Source organism: Naumannella huperziae (genome assembly GCF_054073625.1).
The window spans coordinates 1,925,157-1,946,769 of the sequence record NZ_JBSXPH010000001.1 but is presented as its reverse complement, the minus strand read 5'-3'; the positions used below and the strand labels follow the sequence as shown (position 1 = coordinate 1,946,769).

The following is a 21,613-nucleotide window of genomic DNA, read 5'->3' as shown; positions in this document are numbered from 1 at the left end:
CCGGCTCAGCGGGCGATCGCGGGCGCCTTCGCGGTGAGCCAGGCGTCGATCATCCGGCGGGCGATGCTGGCCGACCCGGGCAGGCTGATCTCCCCCGCCGCGGTGGCATCGCGTACCTCCTGGCGGGTGTACCAGCGCGCCCACTCGATCTCCTCGCCGTCGACCGTGATCTCCTCGCTCGCTGCCCGGGCGAGGAAGCCCACCATCAGCGAGCGCGGGAACGGCCAGGGCTGGGAGCCGAAGTAGGTCAGCTCGTCCAGGGTCACGTCGGATTCCTCGGCGATCTCGCGGTGCACGGCCTGCTCGAACGACTCGCCGGCCTCCACGAAACCGGCCAGCACCGACACCCGGCCGGCATCCCAGCTCGCCTGGTGGGCCAGCAGCAGCCGGTCGGCCCGGTCCCGGATGGCGACGATCACGGCCGCATCGGAGCGCGGGAAGATCTCGTTGCCGCCGACGCTGCAGCGCCGGGCGAAACCGCCCCGGATGACGGTCGTCTCCGCGCCCTCGTGCGGGCAGTGCCGGTCGGTGCGGTGCCAATGCGTCAGCGCCACCCCGGCGACGGCGATGTCGCGGCCGGTGTCGTCGGCGGAGGGGATGATCTCGCGCAACGAGGCCATCGGACCGTCCGGCAGGGCCTCGACGGCGAAGACCGGGGCGTCGTCGACGGTGCCGAGCAGGAAATGGCGTTCGGGATCGAACTCGACGAACGGGCGGGTCATCCGCAACGAACCGTCGTCATTGACGAAACACCGCCCGTGCTCGTCGATCTTCAGCAACAGCGCGTCCGGCTGACGCCACTGGCAGGCCACCCAGTCGGCCGAACCGCGATGCTCGTCGACGCGGTCGAGCCGGCTGGCGGAATTCCAAGGTTCCACGTCTGCCCACGCTACCCGCGCGATCCGCTCCCGCGCGAGCCGCCGAAGATCCGCTCCAGCTCCGCCCGGTCGGGCAGCCCCACCGGGCGGAGCAGCCGATCGGTACGCACGAAGTAGAAACCCGCCTCGACGCGCTCGACCTCGACGCCCTGCAGCTCGGCCCAGGCGAGCCGGTAGAGCGCCAGTTGGTACGGGTCGGTCGCATCCCGGTCCCCGGTCTTCCAGTCGACGACCAGCCAGCGCGGCCGGTCGTCCCCGGGCGGCGGATCGGCGGCGTAGACGGCGTCGATCCGGCCCCGGATCACGCGATCGGCGAGCAGCAGCCCGAACGGCTGCTCCAGAGCCAGCGGGGCGCGGTCGGCGAAGCGGCCGGTGGCGAATCGCTCGGCCAGGCGGGCCAGCTCGGCGTTGTCGATCAGTTCGGCCAGACCGTCCGGATCGTCGTCCAGCAGCGGCGGCTGGGCCTGGTGGCGCCGGGCGGCGAACCGTTCGACCCAGCGGTGGAAGCGCGTACCGAAGCGGGCCGTCGCCGACGGTGGACGAGGCATCGGCCGGGCCAGCTCGGCCGCGAACGATTCGGGCTCGGCGTGGGCCCGCAACAGGCCCGTGACCGAGATGCCGGCCGGCGCGGGAACCGCCCGCGTGCCGCGGCGCGCGGCGCGCGCCTCGGCAAGCAACTGGTCGATGTCGGCGTCCCATTCGGCCAGCCTCGCCTCGGCATCGAGCAGCAGGGGCTCGGCATCCAGCAGCAGCGGCTCGGCATCCACCGGCAGATGCTCGCGGGCCGGCGCGCCGCTCGCCGTCGCGCGCCGGGCACGCTCGACGGCCTCGGCCGCCTCCCGGCGCCGCCGCAGCTTGTCCGGGTCGAGCGGCGCCGGCCAGGCGACGGCGCGGTCGGGCCGGTCGAGCGGATTCTCCTCCCCCGGCGCCGGGGGCGGCGCGTCACTGTGCAACCGCCCCTGGCGGACGGCCTGGTCGCGGATCGCGGCGAAGTACGCCGAAGGCCGGCGCGGCTTCTTGGTCTGCGGACGCCAGTGGTGGGCCGATCCGATCAACGAACTCCGGGCCCGGGTGACGGCCACATAGGCGAGCCGGTCCTCGGACCGGCGCTGGCCCGCACGCAGTTCGGCGGCGTACTCCCCCATCGCCTGCTTCGTCGGTTCGGTGAGTTGCGGGATCGACGCGGCGTCACCGCGCAGGTCCGCGGGCAGCACTGCGGCGGACCGCAGCCAGTTCCCGGTCACCCGGTCGCTGGGGAACACATCGTCGACCAGCCCCGGCAGGAAGACCAGCTCCCACTCCAGACCCTTGGCCTTGTGCACGGTGAGCAGCTTCACCGAGTCGGCGCCGGACGGCACCGCCTGGTCCAGGCCGGTGCCGGTGTCGATCTCGGCCCGCAGCCACGCCAGCAGGCCCGACAACGACGCATCGCCGTCGACATCGACATAGCTCGCGACGGCGTCCAGGAAGGCGCCGAGCTGGTCCCGTCGGCCGGATCGCGCGAGATCGGGATCGGCGCCCAGCTCGACGTCCAGGCCGAGGGTGCGGATCACCCGCCGGGTCAGGTCGAGCACCGGTTCGCCGGTGTGCGCCCGCAGCGCCGTGAGCTCGGCCGCCAGGCGGGCGAGCCGTTCCCGGGCCGGCGCCGAGAGCGGCGCGGGGCCCGGGTCGTGCACGGCATCGAGCAGGGAGACGGTCTCGGCGGGATCGGTCCCCCCGACCGCCTGCTCCAGTGCCGCGGCAAGATCATCGGCATCGGACTCGCCGGCCGGTCGCGCCCCGGCCAGCTCCCGTGCCCGCTCGCCGAGCACCGCGAGGTCGCTCGGACCGATCTGCCAGCGCGGGCCGGTGAGCAGCCGGATCAGTTCCGGATTCGCCGTGACGTCGTCGAGCACGGCCAAGGTGGCGATCACGTCGGCGATCTCCGGCAGCTCGAGCAGGCCGCCCAGGCCGACGATCTCGGCCGGCACGTCACGATCGCACAGCGCCGCATAGACCACGGCGATGTCGGCATTGCGGCGCGCCAGCACGGCGATGTCGGACCAGCGCAGCACCCGGGCGCCGGCGCGGGCGCGGGCGATCCGGTCGGCGATCCACGCGACCTCGTCGGGCCAGGTGGGCAGCACCGCGGCGCCGACCGAGCCCGGCGCGGTGTCCTGCGGCGCGCGGAGCTCGGTGTCGGACAGGTCGGTGCCGGTGTGGGGATCTGCCCGCAGCGGGATCGCCAGGGCATTGGCCACGTCGAGGATGGCCGGGCCGCTGCGCCGGTTCACGGTCAGGGTGAACCGCTGCGCCCGGTCGCCGTCGGCGGACGGGAAGTCCTCGGCGAAGGAGATGATGTTGGACGCCGCTGCGCCGCGCCAGCCGTAGATCGCCTGGAACGGATCGCCGACCGCCGTCACCGGGTGGCCCCGGCCCGCTGCCGGGTCGGGGCCGGAGAACAGACCGCGCAGCATCAACGCCTGGGCCGCCGAGGTGTCCTGGTACTCGTCGAGCAGCACGACCCGGTACGCCGAGCGCAGCGCCGCGGAGACGGCCGGCACCTCGCGGGCGAGCCGGGCGGCGGTGGCCATCTGGTCGGCGAACTCGACCAGCCCGCGGCGCTGCTTCAGGTCGGCGTACTCACCGGCCAGGCTGGCCAGTTCGAGCCGCTCGGCCAGCACCGCCTCCGCCCTGCTGACGTCGGCATAGGGCTTGCCGCGCCATTGCGGCGCCTGCGCGAATGCCACCCGGTGCTCGCGCGCGTGCCGATCCAGCTCGCCGATCGCGACCAGGTGCGAGGACAGCTCGGCGTCGAGCTGCAACACGCGCTCGGTCACGGTGCGCGGCTGCAGCCTGGAGATGGACTCGAACGGGCCCGCGGCCGCCGCCACCACCCGCGACGCCAGCCGGAACCGCGACGCGCCGGTGATCATCAGCGGCTCCGCCTCGTGGCCGATCCGCAGCCCGTGCTCGCTGATCAGCCGCTGGGCGAAGGCGTCATAGGTCATGATCACCTGCTCACCGGCCTCGTCGACGCCGCGCTCGTCCACCACCCCGGCGGAGTCCAGCGCCCGCCGCACGCGGTGGGACAACTCGGCGGCGGCCTTGCGGGTGAAGGTGAGGCCGAGCACCTGCGCCGGGCGTACCTGACCGGTGCCGACGAGCCAGACCACCCGGGCCGCCATCACGGTCGTCTTGCCCGAACCGGCGCCGGCGATGATCACGCCGGGCTCCAGCGGCGCGGTGATGGCGGCGAGTTGCTCGTCGGAGAACGAGATGCCGAGCAACTCGCCGACCTGTTCGGGCCGGTCGATCGCGCTCATGCGACCACCCGCGAGCCCGCGGCCAGAGCGGGGCAGCTACCGGCGAACGGGCAGTGCCGGCAGCCATCGCCGCGGCGCGCGGGAAAGCTCTCGGCGCGGGCGATCCCGGCGGCCTCGGCGACCCGGGCATGCACCCAGGTCGGCTGGGCCGGCGAGCCGGCCTCGGACTCCGCGGTATGCGGCACCTCGTCCAGGGACGGCTGGACGACCGAGACGGGCCAGGGCTGGTCGACCTTGGCGGCCTGCACCCGCAGGAAGACCAGCTCCCCGCCCGCGACCCCCCGCACGCCCGGCGCCCGGCGCTCGAATGCCCCGGCCGCGGCCGCCAACTGGTAGACCCCCAGTTGATCATGGACGGCGGCCTCGGCCGCGCCGATCGCGCTGCGGGAGGTCTTGTAGTCGACCAGGTACAGCCGGCCGTCGGCGGTCAGCTCCAGCCGGTCCACCCGGCCGCGCAGGCGCACCGGCTCCGCTCGCGCCAACTGCACCGTGGTGTCGAAGCCGATCTCGGTCCCGACCAGGGTGCGGTGCCCACGCGCCTCGACCCAGCCGGCCCACCGCTGCACCGCCGCCTCCGCCTCGGCGCGCTCGCTCGCCGACAGCCAGTGCGCGTCGAACGACAGTCGGTCCCACACGGCGTCGAGCTCGCCCAGCCGGCCGCGCGCGGCCGCACCGTCGGCGGAGTGTTCGATCAGCGCGTGCACGACCGAGCCGAAGAGCGCCGCATTGCCGTGCGGGCGTTCGCCGCGCGCGCGGCGGGCCAGGAACCAGCGCCGCGGACAGTCGAGCGCTGCCCCGATCTCGGAGCTGGACAGCACGAGCGGGCCGTCGTCGGCCCGGGGGGCGCCGGTCGTCGCCTCGTCCATCCCCCACCAGCTCGCCGGGTCCGCCATCGGCACCAGCGGCCGGCCGGCGTCGTCGCGGGCCTCCGCGAGCCGGGCCAGGCGCTGCGCCGCCGCATCGCGCAGGACCGGCGGCTCGGCCGGATCGACGCTGACCCGGCGCAGCTCGGCGACGAGCGAGCCGAGATTGAGCGGCCGGGCCGGTCGGCCGGCCAGCTCCCGGACCGGTACGCCGAGCTCGGCCAGGAATCGCGACGGCTGATCGCCCTCGCCCTCGGTGCCGGCCACGGCGGTCACGACCAACCGTCGCGCGGCCCGGCTGCAGGCCACCAGGAACAGCCGCCGCTCCGCCGCGAGCCGAGCGCTGCCCGGCTCGGGCTCGAGCAGTCCCGCGGGACCGAGCCTGGTCGGCTCGAGCAGCGAGTCGCGCCCGCGGAGGTCGGGCCACAGCCCCTCCTGCACCCCGGCGACGACCACCAGCGGCCACTGGAGGCCCTTGGCCCGGTGGGCGGTCAGCAGCCGGACCGCGGAACCGCGCACGGCCGCCTCGCGCTGGGTGTCGGCCGGGATCTGCTGTGCCTCCACCTCGGCGAGGAAACCCGCCAGGCCCCGCGCGCCGGAGACCTCCGCCGCCCGACCGGCGACGTCGAACAACGCGACCACCGCGTCCAGGTCGCGATTGGCCCGCCGGGCGGATTCGCCGCCGCCCAGCGCCTCGGTGCGCAACCGCTGCGGCCAATCGGTGCCGGACCACAGCGCCCAGACGACGTCCTCGGCCGGCCCGGCGGCCGCGGCGCGCCGCGCATCGGCCAGCAACCCGGCCAGGTCGCGGGCCGCCCGGACCTCGGGCCCGTCGGGCAGCGCATCGAGTCGCTCGGGCTCGGCCAGTGCTCGGTGCACGAGATCGGCCGACGGCGCCGGCAGCACCGCCTCGCCCAGCTCCGCCCGCTCGGCGGAGCGCAGGGCGCGCCCCAGCCGCCGGACGCCGAGGCTGTCCAGCCCGCCCAGCGGGGAGACCAGCAGGCGATGCGCCTGGTCGGCATCGGGTACGCCGCCCGCGGCGACGACCTGGCAGCCGAGCAGCAGCGGGCGGACCGCCGGCTCGGCGGCCAGCGGGATCTCGTCGCCGGCCACCTCGATCGGTACGCCGGCGGCCAGCAGGGCCCGGCCGAGCGGCGGAATGCCCCGGCGCCCGGAGCGGACCAGCACCGCCATCTCCGACCAGTCCAGACCGTCGCGCAGGTGGGCCGAGCGGAGCAGATCGGCGATGTGCTCGGCCTCGGCGCTCGGCGAGGCGCAGGTATGCACCTCCACCCGGTCGGTGACCTGGGCGGGCGCCGGCTCGCGCAGGGCGGCATGGACCGGCGGCGGCAGCGGGCGGGCCAGCGGCAGCCGGCGCGCGACGCCGGCGAGGGCGGCGGCGATCCGGGCGCCGTGGCGATGTCCGGTGCCGAGCGCCAGGATCGGCGCCGGCGTCCCGTCCGGATCGGCGAAGTCGGCGCCGAAGTCGAGGATTCCGCGACTGTGTGCCCCGCGGAAGGCGAACACCGACTGGTCGGGATCGCCGAAGGCGACCACATTGCGCCGCTCCCCGGCGAGTGCGCGCAGCAGCCTGATCTGGGCCGGGTCGGTGTCTTGGTACTCATCGACCAGGATCTGGCCGAACTCGCGGGCGAACGCCTCCCGGACGGCCGGATCGGCGAGCAGGATCCGACTGCGGTGCACCAGCTCGGCGTAGTCGAGGACGCCCTCGGCATCCAGCACGTCCAGATACTCGGCCATGAAGGCGCCGGCGGCCGACCAGTCGGCGCGGTCGGCGCGGCGGCCCAGGCCGGCCAGATCGTCGGGGTCCAGGCCGAGCTGTCGCGCCCGCGCCAGCACGTCGCGGACCTGCCCGGCGAATGCCCGCGTCGGCAGCGCCGCGGCGAGTTCGGCCGGCCAGCCGGCGGCGACGCCCGGGCCGGACAGCAGTTCGCGGACGCGGAACTCCTGTTCGGGGGCGGTCAGCAGCCGCGGCATCGCGTCATCGGGACCGAAGCGGCGGACCAGGGCGTGCGCCAGCCCGTGGAAGGTGAGCACCCGCGGGATGGCGCCGGGCCGGTCCAGCCGCCGCGCGATCCGGTCGCGCAGGGCGCCGGCCGCGCGCCGGGAGAAGGTCAGCACGAGGATCGATCCAGGATCGGCGCCGTCGTCCACCCGGGCCGCCACCGACTCGACCAGCGTGGTGGTCTTGCCGGTGCCCGGGCCAGCGAGCACCAGCAGCGGCCCGGTGGCGTGCTCGACGACCCGGCGCTGGTCGGGATCCAGCTCGGGTCGGGGCTCGCGCGCCACCACCGGGGGCAGCAGTCGCCACGCCGGCCCGGCCCGATTCTCACTCACGCACCCATCCAAGCACCCGCGTCTGACAGCGCCCGCGCGAGCCAACAGGAGATTTACCGACAAAATGCCGGACTTCGGTTCCCAAGCCGGACGACATGTGACAGTGTGTGTCGAGCCACGAGACGTGGGGTGGGGAGAGCGAGTTTCCACGTTCCTGTGCCGGGGGGCACGCGTTTCGGCGGTGGTTAGGAGTGCGCGCCCGCGCCCTTCGCAGTATCAGCAAGGAGAGAAGTTTCATGGCACAAGGAACCGTCAAGTGGTTCAACGCCGAAAAGGGGTATGGGTTCATCGCCATCGATGGCGGCGGCCCGGATGTTTTCGTGCACTACACCGCCATCGACTCGAGCGGCTTCCGCACGCTCGACGAGGGCCAGCGCGTCGAGTTCGAGACCAAGCAGGGTGACAAGGGGCCGCAGGCTGACGCGGTCCGCCTCGTCTGAGGCACCCCCCGACAGACCACGACACGACCGCGGGTCCGGAGACTTCTCCGGGCCCGCGGTCGTTGCGTCCGGCTGCCGGCCTCGCCGGGTCCGCTCAGACCGGCAGACCCGGCTCGATCTCTCCCGCCCACGCGGTGATCCCGCCCCGCAGATGCTCCACATCGCGGCCCCGGGCACGCAGCAGTTCGCGCACCTGTCCCGAGCGCGCGCCGGAGCGGCAGTACAGCACCACCGCCCCGGGCGGCAGCCGGTCCGGGTCGGCCTCGATCAGGCCCTTGGGTACGAGCTCGGCCCCCGCGATCTGCGAGACCGCGGTCTCGGCCGGCTCCCGGATGTCGATCAGGGTGAAGTCGGCGCGTCCGGCCGAGCGCTCGGCGAGCAACCGGCGAAGCTCCTCGGCGGAGATGCCGTCGTCCTCCTCGACGGGGTCACCCGGTGCCGGCGTACCGCAGAATTCGCCGTAGTCGACCAGGCCGTCGATGGTCGCGTCCGGACCGCACAGCGGGCAGCCGGGATCCGCCTCGACGCGCAGGGTACGCCAGTCCTGGCCGAGCGCATCGTGGACCAGCAGCCGGCCGACCAGCGGCTCGCCGGCACCGGTGATCAGCTTGATCGCCTCGGCGGCCTGGACCGATCCGATCACCCCGGGCAGCACGCCCAATACGCCGCCCTCGGCGCAACTGGGGACCGCGCCCGGCGGCGGCGGCTCGGGATAGATGCAGCGATAGCAGGGGCCGTGGCCGGCCCAGAAGACGCTGACCTGGCCGTCGAACCGGAAGATCGAGGCCCAGACACAGGGCAGCCCGGCGAGCGCGCACGCATCGTTGACCAGGTAGCGGGTGGCGAAATTGTCGGCCCCGTCCACGACGAGGTCGTACTCGGCGACGACCGCCCGCGCGTTGTCCGCGGTCAGCGGCTCGCGATGGGTGCGGACGGTGACCAGGGGGTTGAGTTCGGCCAGGCGGGACGCGGCCGACTCCACCTTGGACCGGCCGACATCGGCCACCCCGTGCAACACCTGGCGCTGCAGATTGGACTCGTCGACGACGTCGAAGTCGATCACGCCGATCGTGCCGACGCCGGCCGCCGCGAGATAGAGCAGCGCGGGGCTGCCCAACCCGCCCGCACCGACCACCAGTACCCGCGCGTTCTTCAGCCGCCGCTGCCCGACCATCCCGATGTCGGGAATCAACAGGTGCCGGCTGTAGCGTCCGAGCTCGGCGGGTTCCAGCTCGGCGCCGGGACTGACCAACGGATCCATGCCCCCACGCTACGCGGGCCGGCGAACCGCGACCGCCAGCGGCGCCGGCCCGGGCCTAGGCTGGCCCGGTGGCCCGTTCCGAGACGCTGACCGAGATCGACGGTCGTCGGCTGGCGTTGTCCAACCTGGCCAAGGAGCTCTATCCGAGCGGGCAGACCAAGGCCGAGGTGATCTCCTACTACCTGCACATCGCGCCCGTGCTGTTGCCGCACATCGCCGACCGCCCGCTGACCCGGCTGCGCGCCCCGGACGGCGCCGCCGGCCCGACGTTCTACGAGAAGAACGCGCCGGCCGGTACGCCGGACTGGGTACGGGTCCGGCCGGTGCAGGCCTCCGACGGGCCGATCGACTACGTGGTCGCCGACGACGCCGCGACGGTGGTCTGGCTGGCCAACCTGGCGGCGCTGGAGCTGCACGTCCCGCAGTGGCGTTTCGCCTCCACCGGGCCGGGGCGGCTGCGGCTGCCCGAGAGCGCGACGGACGCGCCACTGCCGTTGCACGACCGGTTGGTGATCGACCTGGACCCCGGCGAGGGGATCACCATGATCGAATCGGCCCGGGCGGCGCTGCTGGCCGGTGGCCTGCTGGCGCGCGACGGGCTGGTGCCGGTCTGTCGCACCTCGGGCGGCAAGGGCCTGCAGGTGGCCGCCGCGATCGCGCCCGCCGACGGCACCGCGAGCCGCGACTACGTCCGCGGGCTGGCCGCCGAGCTGGTCCGCACCGCGCCGGACCTGTTCGTCGACCAGATGGCCAGGTCGGCGCGGGCCGGGCGGATATTCGTCGACTACAACCAGAACCAGACCTTTCGCAACACGGTCGCGCCGTACTCGCTGCGGATCGGGGACCATCCGCGGGTGGCAACCCCGCTGACCTGGGACGAGTTGGGCGCGGTGCAGACGCCCGATGCGCTGCGATTCGGCCCGGACGAGGTCCTGGCCCGGGTCGCCGAGCACGGCGACTTCGCCGCGGACCTGCTGCTCGACGACCCGCCACCACTACCCGCGAGCGACTAGGCTGCCGAGGATGGAGTCCACCACACACCGAGCCGAACCGGGCCGCGCGGCGCGCAGCACCCGGCTGCCGCGCGAGCAACGCCGCCGCCAGTTGCTGGACTCGGCCGGCGCCGTCTTCGCCGCCAACGGCTACCACGCCACCGTGATGGACGACATCGCCGAGGCGGCCGGGGTCTCCAAGCCTGTTCTCTACCAGCACTTCCCGTCCAAGCTGGATCTCTATCTCGCGCTGCTCGACGCCTCGGCCGACCAGGTGGTCGAGCTGGTCAGCGGCGCGATGGCAGCGACCGACGACAATGCCGACCGGGTGTCGTCGGCGATCGGCGCCTTCTATGCCTATGTCACCGAACACCAGACCTTCCGGCTGATCTTTGAGACCGACCTCAACCCCGACCCGCGGGTACGCGATCTGGTCTGGCGGATCCACACCGATCTGGCCGAGGCGATCGGTCAGGTGATCGCCCTCGACACCCGGCTGCCGGCCGACGAGGCGCGGCTGCTCGGCGTCTCGCTGGTCGGGCTGGCTCAGGTCAGCGCCCGGTACTGGACCAACGAGAGCTCCGGGATCGGTCAGGCCCGGGCGGTCGAGCTGGTCAGCCAGCTCGCCTGGCGGGGCATCCGGGCCTTTCCCCGGGTCACGGCGAACGCCTGACGCGGTTGTCCCCTCGCTGACTCCCCGGCGCACTAGATTGTGCGGCGACCCACCCGGCGAGCGCGCCGGCTCGCAGCATCGACGCAGGAGGGACCGCATGACCCAGCCACCGCCCCCGCAGCAGCCCTCGGCCGAGGCGGTGCCGGCCCCCCTCGAACCGCCGGCCCCCGCGCTCACGTTGGAGGCGCCGGCGCCGGTGCCTCAGGTCGCCGAGACCGAGGCGCCCACGATGGCACCGCCGGTGTCGGCAGAGCAGGTCCCGGCCCTCGACGCGAAGGTCGACGCGTTCGTCGCTGCCCTGGGCACGGCGGCAGCCCGCTCACCGGAGATGGACGCCCAGGCGGCGGCCGTGCGATCGATGGGCGATGCCGACATCCGGCGGGCTGCCGAGACGTCCAACCGGCTGCTCCAGATGCCGGTCAAGGAGATGAATGCGGGCGGCATCGCCAAGGAGTCCAAGGTCGGCAAGACCCTGCTGGACCTGCGCCGCACGGTGGAAGACCTCGACCCGAGCCAGGCCACCGGGCCCCGCAAGCTGCTCGGCTTCCTGCCCTTCGGTGATCAACTCGTGGACTACTTCCGCAAGTACCAGAGCGCGGAGAAGCACCTCAACGGGATCCTGCACGCCCTGCAGAACGGCAAGGACGAGTTGACCCGCGACAACGTGGCGCTGAACCTGGAGAAGCAGAACCTCTGGCAGAACATGGGCCGGCTGAACCAGTACATCTACATCGCCGAGCAGCTCGACCGCCGCCTGGCCGAGCAGATCTCGGCGCTGGAGCTGAGCGATCCGGAGAAGGCGAAGGCGTTGTCGCAGGATGTGTTGTTCTACGTACGCCAGAAGCACCAGGACCTGCTCACCCAGCTCGCGGTCTCGATCCAGAGCTACCTGGCGATCGACGTGATCATCAAGAACAACCTCGAGTTGATCAAGGGCGTGGACCGGGCCTCGACCACCACCGTGTCGGCCCTGCGCACGGCGATCATCGTTGCCCAGGCGATGACCAACCAGGAACTGGTGCTGAACCAGATCACCGCGCTGAACGAGACCACCTCGGGGCTGATCGAACGCACCTCGGCGATGCTGAAGGAGAACTCGGCACGGATCCAGTCCCAGGCGGCGTCGGCGACGATCGGGTTGCCCCAGCTCCAGGCGGCGTTCCAGAACGTCTACGACACGATGGACTCGATCGACGCGTTCAAGCTGCAGGCGCTCGACTCGATGGGCCAGACGATCAGCGTGCTGAGTCACGAGGTCGAGAAGTCCAAGGACTACCTGGCGCGGGTGAACCAGCACGACCAGCGGCTCGCCTCAGGGGCGATGGACATCGAGTCCGGCGGTCCCGGGGCCCGCTGAGGCGATGGGATTTCTCGACTGGGTCGGCCGGGTCAACGACCGGCTGGAACCGGAGGGGATCGATGCACCGACGGTGCCGAGCGATGCCGACATCCTCAATGCACTGGAGCGCACCGAGGAACTGGCCCGGTCGGCGGGGCTGCCGTCGCTGGTGCTGGTCCGGGTGGGCCGGGTGGCAGGGTTGGTCCGCGACACCCTGCCCCGGTTGCGCAGCACCGGCCTGAACACGAGCGATTCCTATGCCGTGATGGCGACGGCGACCGACTATCTGCCCGAGGCGCTCGGGGCGTACCTGCGGCTGCCGCGGGACTGGGCGAACACCCGGCCGGTCGATGCGGGCAAGACCTCGCTGATGCTGCTGGTCGACCAACTGGACCTGCTCGGGTCCACCATGGCGAAGGTGCTGGACGCGGTGGCTCGCACCGACGCGGCCGCGCTGGTCGCGCACGGGCGGTTCCTGACCGAACGGTTCGGGGGCGCACCGGTGACCCGGCCGCCGCAGCCGCCGGCACCACCGCGTACCGGAAATCCGCTCGACCTGGAGGGCCCGTGACCGAAGCCGATGCACCCGCCGGGGCGCTCGCGGTCGCGCTGCGGGAGTTGTCCGCGGTCGCGCGCGGCGCCGGCCAGGATCCGGCGGCGGCCCGGGCGGAGGGCGTTCGGCTGGCCGCTGCCGTCGCGGAGCGGTCGCCGGGGGCCTTCGCCGAGTGGGCCGCCCAGACCGGCGAGCCGGAGGGCGCCGCCGCATTCGCCGACGCGGCGCGGCACGGGCGGGCGTGGCGCGGCGCGCCGACCAGCCTGCTGGACACCTTGATCGCGAGCGGCTCGCCCGGTGCGGACGCCTACGCCCGCGCGCTGGCCGGCGTGGCCACGGCGGCGGCAACCCTCGGCACCCCCGATGCCCGCGCCACCGGGAACGCGGCGGCCGCCGCGAGCGCGCAGCTCTCCGCGGTGGCCGCGGCGCGGCGCCTGCACGCCGCGCGGCCCGAGGGCTCCCCGCGCGCGGCCGGGCCGACCGCGGATCACGACTTCGTCGCCCGGGCGCCGGCGCTGGTCGAGCAGGTGCTGGCCCGGCTCGGCGGCCAACGGCCCTCCCCCGCGGCCCCCGGCTCGTGGCTGGACCTCGACGCGACCGCCCCGATCGGCCCCGGCGCCTTCGACCTCACCGGCCGCGGGTCACCGGCCGCAGGGCCGAGGCCCACAGCAGACCCGGATACCACGTCCGAACCGGGCACCGCGGTCGAACCGGGCACCGCGACCGGTGACCCGCGGCCGGAGCCCGCAGCCGATACCGCAGCACAGGCCGCGACCGAGGCCGAGCCCGCCGAGGACCCGCGTACCCTCCCCGAACTACTGGCCGAGCTGGACGAGCTGATCGGACTGGCCGACGTCAAGGCCGAGATCCACCGCCAGGCAGCGCTGCTGCGCGTCGAGGGGTTGCGCCGCGACGCCGGGCTGGACCGGCCGGCGATCACCCGGCACCTGGTCTTCGTGGGCAACCCCGGCACGGGCAAGACCACGGTGGCGCGCCTGGTCGCGGGCATCTACCGGGCGCTGGGCCTGCTGTCGAAGGGACATCTGGTCGAGGTGGACCGTTCCGATCTCGTGGCGGGCTACCTCGGGCAGACCGCGACCAAGACGGCGGACGTGGTCGCGTCGGCGGCCGGCGGCGTCCTGTTCATCGACGAGGCGTACTCGCTGACCGGGGACCAGTACTCCACCGAGGCCGTCGACACGCTGGTCAAGGAGATGGAGGACCGCCGCGACGACCTGGTGGTGATCGTCGCCGGCTATCCCGGCCCGATGGCGCTGTTCGTCGCGCAGAACCCGGGTCTGGCGAGCCGCTTCCGGACGACGGTCGAGTTCGCCGACTACAGCGACGAGGAACTGGTCGAGATCTTCGCGCTGCTCGCGGAGGCGGCCGATTACGACCTCGCGCCGCAGACCATCGCCGCCTTCGCCGAGCTCGCGGCCGCCCAGGAGCGGGGCCCGGCCTTCGGCAATGCGCGGTACGCCCGTAACTGCCTCGAGGCCGCGATCGGCGCGCACGCGTGGCGACTGCGCGATGTCGAGCAGCCGAGTCTCGAACAGCTCCGCGAGCTGCGCCCCGAGGACCTGACCGAACCCGACCCCGACCGCAGGCAGGATGAGGCATGAGTCAGCCACGAGCAGGCACGAGTCGGGGGCAGGCTCCCGGCTTCCCGTTCGCGTCCGCCCCGGGGACGCACGCACCGGCACCCCAACCACCGGCACCGGCACCCCAGCCACCGGCACCCGGCCGGCCGCAACCCTCCCCCGCGCCGGCCGGCCCTTCCGCCCGCCGCGCGGCCGCGGCGCCGGCCCGACCTGCCTATGCCCGACCGGCGCTGTCGACGCCGCGCTGGCTGCGCCGGGCGCAGGTGCTGATCAGCGTCGGCTGCCTGCTGCTCGGCATCCTGGCGACCGGGGTGCTGGCCTCCAACCGTTCCTCGGTCACGGCGCTCAGCGCGAATGTCGACCAATTGCTTCGCATCCAGACCATCCAGTCCAGCCTGCTGGCCGCGGACGTGGCGGCGACCAACTCCTTCCTCGGCAGCGAATCGGCGAGCCCGGCGCAGTTGCAGCGCTTCGACGACGCGATCAACGCGACGAGCGCCGAGATCGTCCGGGCCAGCCGGGCACAGCCGGCCGATGCCGCCGCCCTCGCCGCGCTGAACGAGCAGGTGCTGCGCTACACCGAGGCGATCGAGGCGGGCCGGACCAACAACCGGCAGGGATTCCAGGTCGGCACGGCGTACCTGTCCGACGGTTCGGCCACGCTTCGCGAGCGCGCGATGCCGATCGTCGATTCGCTGCTGGCGGCGAACACCGAGCGGATCCGCGCCGAGACGGCGGCGCTCGGTGGCCTCGGCCTGGTGGCGGCCTTCCTCGCGCTGGCGGTACCGGCCGCGATGGCCTGGTTCTGGGTGCAGATGGCGCGCCGGTTCCGCCGCTACGTCAACATTCCGTACGCCGTGGCCGCGGGCGCCGCCGCGCTCGCCGCGCTGATCCTGCTGATCTCGGTGGGCTCGTCGATGGCCACGGCCGCCGCGCTGGACCGCGACCGGATCACCCCACTGTCGGCCCTGGCCGCCGCCCGCGGCGACGCGGCGGACGCGAAATCGTATGAGGCGCTGCGGCTGATCGAGCAGTCCGGGCGCGACGGCCACGAGGAGAGCTGGGTCGAGGCCGACACGGCCGTGGCCGATGCCCTTGCGGGGGCCCCCGGCCTGGCGGGCCTGTGGCAGGCCTACCGCGACGTGCACGGCGAGATCGTCACGCTGGACACGGACGGGAACTGGGCCGGCGCGGTGCAGATCGCGACCACCGACGAACCCGGCGGATCGAACAGCCGGTTCGCCGAGTTCGACAAAGCCGCGGCCGACGCCATCGCCGCCGATGCGGCCGTGGTCTCGGGGCAACTGGCGAACACCGCGACCTGGCTCACCGTCGCGGCGATCGCGACCGGACTGCTGGCGGCCGTCGGCATCGTCGGCGCCGCGGTCGGCATCAACCTGCGGATCAAGGAGTACCAGTGACCAGTACGAGCACCGCGCGGGTACGCCGGCCCCTCCCCCTGCGCCCGTCCCTCGCGCTGATCGCGGCGCTGCTGGCGGTGCTGCTGTCCGGCTGCGCCGCCAGCTACGCCGAGACGCCGGTGCCGCAGCCGACACCGGAGCCGGCCCCGACCCCGCCGGCGGCGGGCGGCGGCCCGAGCTGCGACAACGCGCTGCAGAGCTACGCCCCCGAGGGTGCGCTGCCGGCACCGGGCAAGATGCCGGCTGGCTCGACGATGGCCGAGATCGCCAAGCGCGGTCGGTTGATCGTCGGCGTCTCCTCCGACAGCCGGCTGCTCGGCGCGCGCAACCGCACCAGCGGACGGATCGAGGGCTTCGACACCGATGTGGCCAGATCGATCGCGGCCGCCATCTTCGGCGACGCGAACCGGATCGAGCTGCGGGTGATCACCGCCAGCCAGCGCATCCCACTGCTCGCCGACGGGGAGGTCGACCTGGTGGTGCGCAATTTCACGATCAACTGTGACCGGTGGAAGGAGATCGCGTTCAGCGCCGAGTACTACCGCGCCGGCACCAAGGTCCTCGGTCCCCGCGGCGACGCGATCATCAACCTGGGCAGCCTCGACGGCCGCCGCGTGTGCATGCCGAGCGGGACCACCCAGGCGGCCCTGCTCGCCCGGGACGCGCCCGGCGCCATCCCGGTCGAGGCCGCCAACCACACCCAGTGCCTGCGGCTGTTCCAGACCGGCCAGGCCGACGCGATCATCGGCGACGACGCCGTGCTCGCCGGGCTCGCCAGCCAAGACCCCTATGCCAAGGTGATGCAGATGCCGCCGATCACGCCCGAGCCGTACGGCGTCGGGGTGAATGCGGAGAACGTCGACCTGGTCCGGTTCGTGAACGGCGTGCTGGAGCGCCGCGCGGCCGACGGCGAATGGCAACGCAGCTACGACCGCTGGCTCCTGCCCTACCTGGGCAAGGGCGCGCCGCCCAAGCCCGCCTACGGCAGGAACCCGTGACGACGCTCACCGCGGCGCCGATACCACCCGGCCGGCTCGGCGTACCGGTCGAGCCGGCCGCGATGCAGCGCTATCTGGCGGCCCTGCTCACCTGGTCCGACGACCGCCGGGCCGAGCTGACCGCCCTGGACGAGGCCGTCCTCGCCCAGCCCGAACCGCAGCGCCGCGCGTTGACCCGTGACGTGATGTTGTCGCTCGCCCTGTGGCAGGCGGTGCGGGACCGGCTCGACCTGCTGATCGCCACCTGGGACTCCGGGCGGGTGGACGCGGTACGCCGTGAGCGGCTGTCGTCGCTGATCTGGGGCCGGCTGGACGCGACCCTGGATCCGTCCCTGCTGGTCGGCGACGACGAGGCCCGTCCCGCGGGATTCGCGGTCTCGCTGCCCGAGGCCTGCCGCCTCTCCGATGCCCTGGCCGGTCAGCTACGGGCGCGGCTCGGTCATGGCCCCGATGCCAGCGGACTGCTCACCCGGCTGCGCCAGCTCCGCGCGCAGCTCGACCGAATCCGCGACCAGGTGGCGCTGGAGCCTGAGGCCGGGCGCCCGGCGGCGCAGGCGGCACTGACCCGGCTGGCCGACCGGGTCGCCGAACTCCAGGCGCGTGCGGAGCGCGGCGGCGACATCGGTGGGATGCTCGGCCCGGCCGAGATCGACGCGGCCCGGCTGGAGCGCGACCTGATCGTCGGCGGCGCCGAACGACGGGCCGCGGGCGCGCTGAGCGAGCAGGCCCGGGAACTGCGCGCCGATCTGGTCGCCCGGGCGGCCGCCCTGCGCCAGCTCGTCGACCAGACCGTGCGTCGGGTCGCCCCGGCGCCGAAGTACGCGGTGCCCGACGTCACCGCACTCGGCGACCCGCCGGCGGGCCGGGCCGAGCTGACCGCCTACCTGGCGCGGCTGGACCAGGTGAGTCGCGCACTCCAGGTCGTGCAGCACGCCTACAGCGCCGCCCTCGCCGAGCACACCTCCCTCGGCGGCCGGCTCGACGTTTCGCAACAGCGCGCCGCCGTGGTGGGGCTCGCGGGCGACCGGGTACTGACCGGGATCGCCGCTCTGACCGAGGAGGCGCTGGCCGCCGATCCGACCCCGATGGTGCTGGCGCGCCAGTTGACCGACGCCTACGACACGGCGCTGGCCTGGCGGTCCGGGCTGACGCGCCGACCGGAGCCGCCGACGAAGCAGTCACCGCAGAAGCAGTCACCGCAGAAGGAGACAGCGCAATGAAGTGCACCCAGCCCGGCTGCGCCGGCGAGATCGCCGACGGGTACTGCATGATCTGCGGGCTGCCCGCGGCCACCCCCGCCGACGCCGGCCCGGACACCTCGGCGATGCCCGCGACCCAGCCCGCGCGCCCGCCGGCCCCCGTTCGCCCCTCCTCGGTCACCGGCCGAGGCCCCTCCTCGGCCACCGGCCGATGCCGCCAGCCCGGCTGTTCGGGCGCCATCGCCGACGGGTACTGCGACGTCTGCGGTACGCCGGCCGCGGGCCCGGGGTCGTCGTCGGCCGCCGACGCGCCGGACTCGGGCCCGTCGGGGCTGTCCACGCGTACCCGCGGCTCGTCCCGGCTGGACTCGACGGCCCTGGGCTCCGCGCGGCTGGCGGGCGACAGCGTCGCCACCCGCCGGACCGGCGGCTCGCAGCGGCTGCGCTCGACGGGTCGGATCGGCGCGGGACTGGTCCGGGTACCGCCGGCACCGACGACGGATCCGGCGGAGGCGGTGATGGCCAACCCGGTCGTCCCGGAGAACAAGCGACACTGCCCTAGCTGTCAGTCCCCGGTCGGCCGCTCCCGCGACGGGCGGCCCGGCCGCACCTCGGGGTTCTGCCCGAACTGCCGCAATCCGTTCTCCTTCGACCCCAAACTGGCACCGGGTGATTTGATCGCACACCAGTACGAGGTGGCGGGCTGTCTGGCCCACGGCGGCATGGGCTGGATCTACCTGGCCCGGGACAAGAATGTCTCCGACCGCTGGGTGGTCCTGAAGGGCCTGCTCAACTCCGGCGACGCCGACGCGCTGGCCGCAGCGCTCGCCGAGCAGCAGTTCCTGGCCCAGGTCGAACACCCCTCCATCGTGGAGATCTACAACTTCGTCACCCACGACGACGCGGGCTACATCGTGATGGAATACGTCGGCGGTCGGTCGCTGAAGCAGTTGCTGAAGGACCGGATGCGGGCCAACGACGGCGCGTACGACCCGCTGCCGCTGGACCAGGCGATCGCCTATGTGCTGGAGGTGTTGCCCGCGCTGCAGTACCTGCACGATCTCGGCCTCGTCTACTGCGACTTCAAGCCCGACAACGTCGTCCAGGTCGGCGACGGGCTGAAGCTGATCGACCTCGGCGGGGTACGCCGGATCGACGACACCGAATCCGCCATCTACGGCACCATCGGCTACCAGGCCCCCGAGGTCGCCCGCGTCGGGCCGAGCATCGCCTCCGATGTCTACACGATCGGACGGACGCTGCTGGTGCTGGCCGCGGAGTTCCGCGGCTACCAGACCACCTGGCAGGAGTCGCTGCCGGGCGCGGCCGAGATCCCGCTGCTCGGCGAACGCGACTCGCTGCACCGGTTGCTGCAGAAGGCCTGCGCCGCGGACCCGGCCGACCGGTTCGCCTCCGCCGACGAGCTGCGTACCCAACTGCTCGGTCTGCTCCGCGAGGAGGTCGGTCGCGGTTCGTCGAGTCTCGCGCCGACCAGCGCGCCGTCGGTACTGTTCGAGACGCCGCAGGTGTCGGGCAACGACCTCGGACCCGACGAGCTGCCGCCGCTGCGCGAGGACCCGACGGATCCGCAGTTCGCCTGGCTGTCGAATATCGACGTCACCGATCCCGCCGAACGGCTGCGTGCGCTCGACGCGGCGCCGGCGACCAGCCCGGAGGTGGCGCTCGACCGGGCCCGCTGCGCCCTGGCCCTGGGCGACCGGGAGCTGTTGGAGCGCGCCTGCGCGCAGATGCTCGCCGAGGATCCGTGGGAGTGGCGGGCCGTCTGGATGCAGGGCCTGGCGGCCCTGGCCGAGCGCCGCTTCGGCGACGCGCAGAAGGCGTTCAACGCCGTCTACGGCCAGGTGCCGGGCGAGCTGGCGCCGAAGCTGGCGCTCGGCCTGGCCTGCGAGCTGGGCGGTGAGCCGGCGATCGCCGAAGCGCTGTACCGGGTCTGTGCCGGCACCGACGCCGCCTATGTCGTGCCGGCCGCCTTCGGCATCGCGCGGCTGCGCGAGGGGGCGGGCGATCTGCCCGGCGCGATCGACGCGCTCGGCCTCGTGCCGGTCACCAGCCGGGCCCACGGCGAGGCCGCGCAACTGCGCGCGCGGCATCAGCTCGCGCTCAGCTCGGGCCCGGCCGACCTGGCCCGGGCCCTGGACTCGATCACCGACGCGCCGATGGAACCCGTCGATCGGGAACGGTTCACCGCCGAGGTGCTGGAGGCGGCGCTGGGCTTCGTGCGGGGCGGCGGTTCCCGGCAGCCGGCGGCACCCGCCGGGGGTGTCCGGATCGGGCGCTACGCTGCCACCGAGCCCGAGCTGCGCGACGGCCTGGAGGCCACCTACCGTCAGCTCGCGTCCCACGAGCCCGAGAAGCGGGTCGCGTGGGTCGACCGGGCGAACGCAATCAGGAACTGGAGTCTCACGTGACGAAGCCTGCGGCCGATGCCGGCGTCGGCGCGGCGCCCCCCACCTGCCCGGGCTGCGGTGCCGAGGTCTCCCCCCACGAGTCGTTCTGCGAGAGCTGCGGCCACGAGCTCGATCCGACCGAGCGTGCCCCGGAGCGGGGTCTCGCCGACGCCCCGATCAACCTGAGCCGTTCGGTCCGCGCCCACAGCGTCGATCTCGGCTTCGCGGGCGGTGAGCATGCCCGGACCTGCGCCGACTGCGGTGGCGCGGTCGATGTCGAGGGCTGGTGCGAGGTCTGCGGCGCCAAGGCTCCGCGGGCGCGGGACCGGTTCGGCGAGGCTCCCGCCGACTGGCTCGCCGGCACCTCCGATCTCGGCGTGCGCCATCACCGCAACGAGGACGCGCTGGCGCTCGCCGCGGACGACCGCCCTGGTTCGCGCGGCGTGCTGGTGGTCTGTGACGGCGTGTCGACCGCGCCCGACTCCGACCGCGCGTCGCTGGCCGCCGCGCGGGCCGCCCGGGATCTGATGGCGAGCACCCATCGGGCCGGGCTCGGCACGGCCGAGTCGCGAGATGCCGCCCTGGTGCAACTGATCGTGGACGCGGTGGCGACGGCGAATGCGGCGGTGCTCGGCACGGCCGAGGACCCCGCCGGCGCCGACAGCGCCGCGTCCTGCACGTTCTCGGCGGCGATGATCACCGACGGCCTGGTCACCTGGGGCAACCTCGGCGATTCCCGCAGCTACTGGCTGCCCGACGAGGGCGAGCCGACGCAGTTGAGCACCGACGATTCCGTGGCCCAGGCCCGGATCGCGATGGGCGTCGACCGCGAGGAGGCCGAGAACTCCCCCGGCGCGCACGCGATCACCAAGTGGCTCGGGGCCGACGCGCCCGATCTGGCGCCGCAGACGGGCCAGTTCCGGGTGCCGGGTCCGGGCTGGTTGCTGGTCTGCAGCGACGGCCTGTGGAACTACGCCTCGGCGGCGGACGACCTGGAGGCGGTGGTCGCCGAGCTGATCCTCGCCGATCCCGCCCGCAACCACGCCCCGCTCCGGCTGTCGGAGTTGCTGGTGGAGTGGGCGCGCGAGCGCGGCGGCCGGGACAACATCACGGCGGCGCTGGCCCGGTTCGGGCCGCAGCAGTGGTCGGGCCCCACCCTCGCGCCGCCGGCGGTCGAGGCGTCGCCGCTCGATCCGGAGTCCGATCAGGCCACCCGTCCGACCAGGTACGCCCCGGATGCCCCCGCCGGCCGTAGGCTGACTCGACACCCGCAGGACGCAACCCCGCAGGACGCAACCCCGCAGGACTGAACCCCAGGAGCGCA

General features: G+C 73.8%; 15 protein-coding genes. 11 read left to right on the top strand and 4 right to left on the bottom strand.

Annotation, left to right across the window (positions count from 1 at the left end; translation table 11 throughout):
* Positions 1 to 5 precede the first annotated feature (5 nt).
* The 3 genes from nudC to ACXDC7_RS09320 are packed head-to-tail and all read right to left on the bottom strand — an operon-like array spanning position 6 to position 7,404.
* Positions 6 to 878, bottom strand: coding sequence for an NAD(+) diphosphatase (nudC, locus tag ACXDC7_RS09330; protein WP_179443808.1), 873 nt, complete (start codon positions 876 to 878; stop codon positions 6 to 8).
* Between the two features lie 11 nt (positions 879 to 889).
* A complete protein-coding gene (locus ACXDC7_RS09325; RefSeq protein ID WP_459221947.1) occupies positions 890 to 4,183 on the bottom strand; it encodes a UvrD-helicase domain-containing protein in 3,294 nt (1,097 codons plus the stop codon).
* Complete coding sequence (locus ACXDC7_RS09320; RefSeq protein WP_459221946.1) at positions 4,180 to 7,404, bottom strand: ATP-dependent helicase; 3,225 nt, start codon at positions 7,402 to 7,404, stop codon at positions 4,180 to 4,182. The genes ACXDC7_RS09325 and ACXDC7_RS09320 overlap by 4 nt, the downstream gene beginning before the upstream one ends.
* Positions 7,405 to 7,640: 236 nt before the next feature.
* Here ACXDC7_RS09320 and ACXDC7_RS09315 point away from each other — a divergent pair, with 236 nt between their 5' ends.
* Positions 7,641 to 7,844: a cold-shock protein gene (locus ACXDC7_RS09315; protein WP_179443811.1), complete on the top strand. Its 204-nt coding sequence runs from the start codon at positions 7,641 to 7,643 to the stop codon at positions 7,842 to 7,844.
* A 94-nt stretch (positions 7,845 to 7,938) separates the two neighbouring features.
* On the opposite strand, the gene moeB is transcribed toward ACXDC7_RS09315, so the two are convergent.
* Positions 7,939 to 9,105, bottom strand: coding sequence for a molybdopterin-synthase adenylyltransferase MoeB (gene moeB / locus ACXDC7_RS09310; protein WP_459221945.1), 1,167 nt, complete (start codon positions 9,103 to 9,105; stop codon positions 7,939 to 7,941).
* A gap of 68 nt (positions 9,106 to 9,173) precedes the next feature.
* Here moeB and ligD point away from each other — a divergent pair, with 68 nt between their 5' ends.
* The 10 genes from ligD (at position 9,174) to ACXDC7_RS09260 (ending at position 21,599) form a co-directional block, all read left to right on the top strand.
* Positions 9,174 to 10,118 (top strand): non-homologous end-joining DNA ligase, encoded by a 945-nt coding sequence (gene ligD / locus ACXDC7_RS09305; protein ID WP_459221944.1) that lies wholly within the window; start codon positions 9,174 to 9,176, stop codon positions 10,116 to 10,118.
* A gap of 10 nt (positions 10,119 to 10,128) precedes the next feature.
* Positions 10,129 to 10,770 carry a TetR/AcrR family transcriptional regulator gene (locus tag ACXDC7_RS09300; protein ID WP_179443814.1) on the top strand — a complete coding sequence of 214 codons (642 nt, stop codon included), beginning with the start codon at positions 10,129 to 10,131 and terminating at the stop codon, positions 10,768 to 10,770.
* A 97-nt stretch (positions 10,771 to 10,867) separates the two neighbouring features.
* Complete coding sequence (locus ACXDC7_RS09295; RefSeq protein WP_179443815.1) at positions 10,868 to 12,127, top strand: toxic anion resistance protein; 1,260 nt, start codon at positions 10,868 to 10,870, stop codon at positions 12,125 to 12,127.
* 4 nt (positions 12,128 to 12,131) lie between these two features.
* Positions 12,132 to 12,680, top strand: coding sequence for a hypothetical protein (locus tag ACXDC7_RS09290; protein WP_459221943.1), 549 nt, complete (start codon positions 12,132 to 12,134; stop codon positions 12,678 to 12,680).
* A complete protein-coding gene (locus ACXDC7_RS09285; RefSeq protein WP_459221942.1) occupies positions 12,677 to 14,284 on the top strand; it encodes an AAA family ATPase in 1,608 nt (535 codons plus the stop codon). Before ACXDC7_RS09290 ends, ACXDC7_RS09285 begins: the two co-directional genes overlap by 4 nt.
* Positions 14,281 to 15,684 (top strand): hypothetical protein, encoded by a 1,404-nt coding sequence (locus ACXDC7_RS09280; protein WP_459221941.1) that lies wholly within the window; start codon positions 14,281 to 14,283, stop codon positions 15,682 to 15,684. The genes ACXDC7_RS09285 and ACXDC7_RS09280 overlap by 4 nt, the downstream gene beginning before the upstream one ends.
* On the top strand, positions 15,681 to 16,682 hold the full coding sequence (locus tag ACXDC7_RS09275) for a transporter substrate-binding domain-containing protein (protein ID WP_179443818.1): 1,002 nt from the start codon (positions 15,681 to 15,683) through the stop codon (positions 16,680 to 16,682). Before ACXDC7_RS09280 ends, ACXDC7_RS09275 begins: the two co-directional genes overlap by 4 nt.
* On the top strand, positions 16,679 to 17,902 hold the full coding sequence (locus ACXDC7_RS09270; protein WP_459221940.1) for a hypothetical protein: 1,224 nt from the start codon (positions 16,679 to 16,681) through the stop codon (positions 17,900 to 17,902). The genes ACXDC7_RS09275 and ACXDC7_RS09270 overlap by 4 nt, the downstream gene beginning before the upstream one ends.
* Complete coding sequence (locus ACXDC7_RS09265; RefSeq protein WP_459221939.1) at positions 17,899 to 20,310, top strand: tetratricopeptide repeat protein; 2,412 nt, start codon at positions 17,899 to 17,901, stop codon at positions 20,308 to 20,310. Before ACXDC7_RS09270 ends, ACXDC7_RS09265 begins: the two co-directional genes overlap by 4 nt.
* Complete coding sequence (locus ACXDC7_RS09260) at positions 20,307 to 21,599, top strand: protein phosphatase 2C domain-containing protein (RefSeq protein ID WP_459221938.1); 1,293 nt, start codon at positions 20,307 to 20,309, stop codon at positions 21,597 to 21,599. The genes ACXDC7_RS09265 and ACXDC7_RS09260 overlap by 4 nt, the downstream gene beginning before the upstream one ends.
* Positions 21,600 to 21,613: the final 14 nt, after the last annotated feature.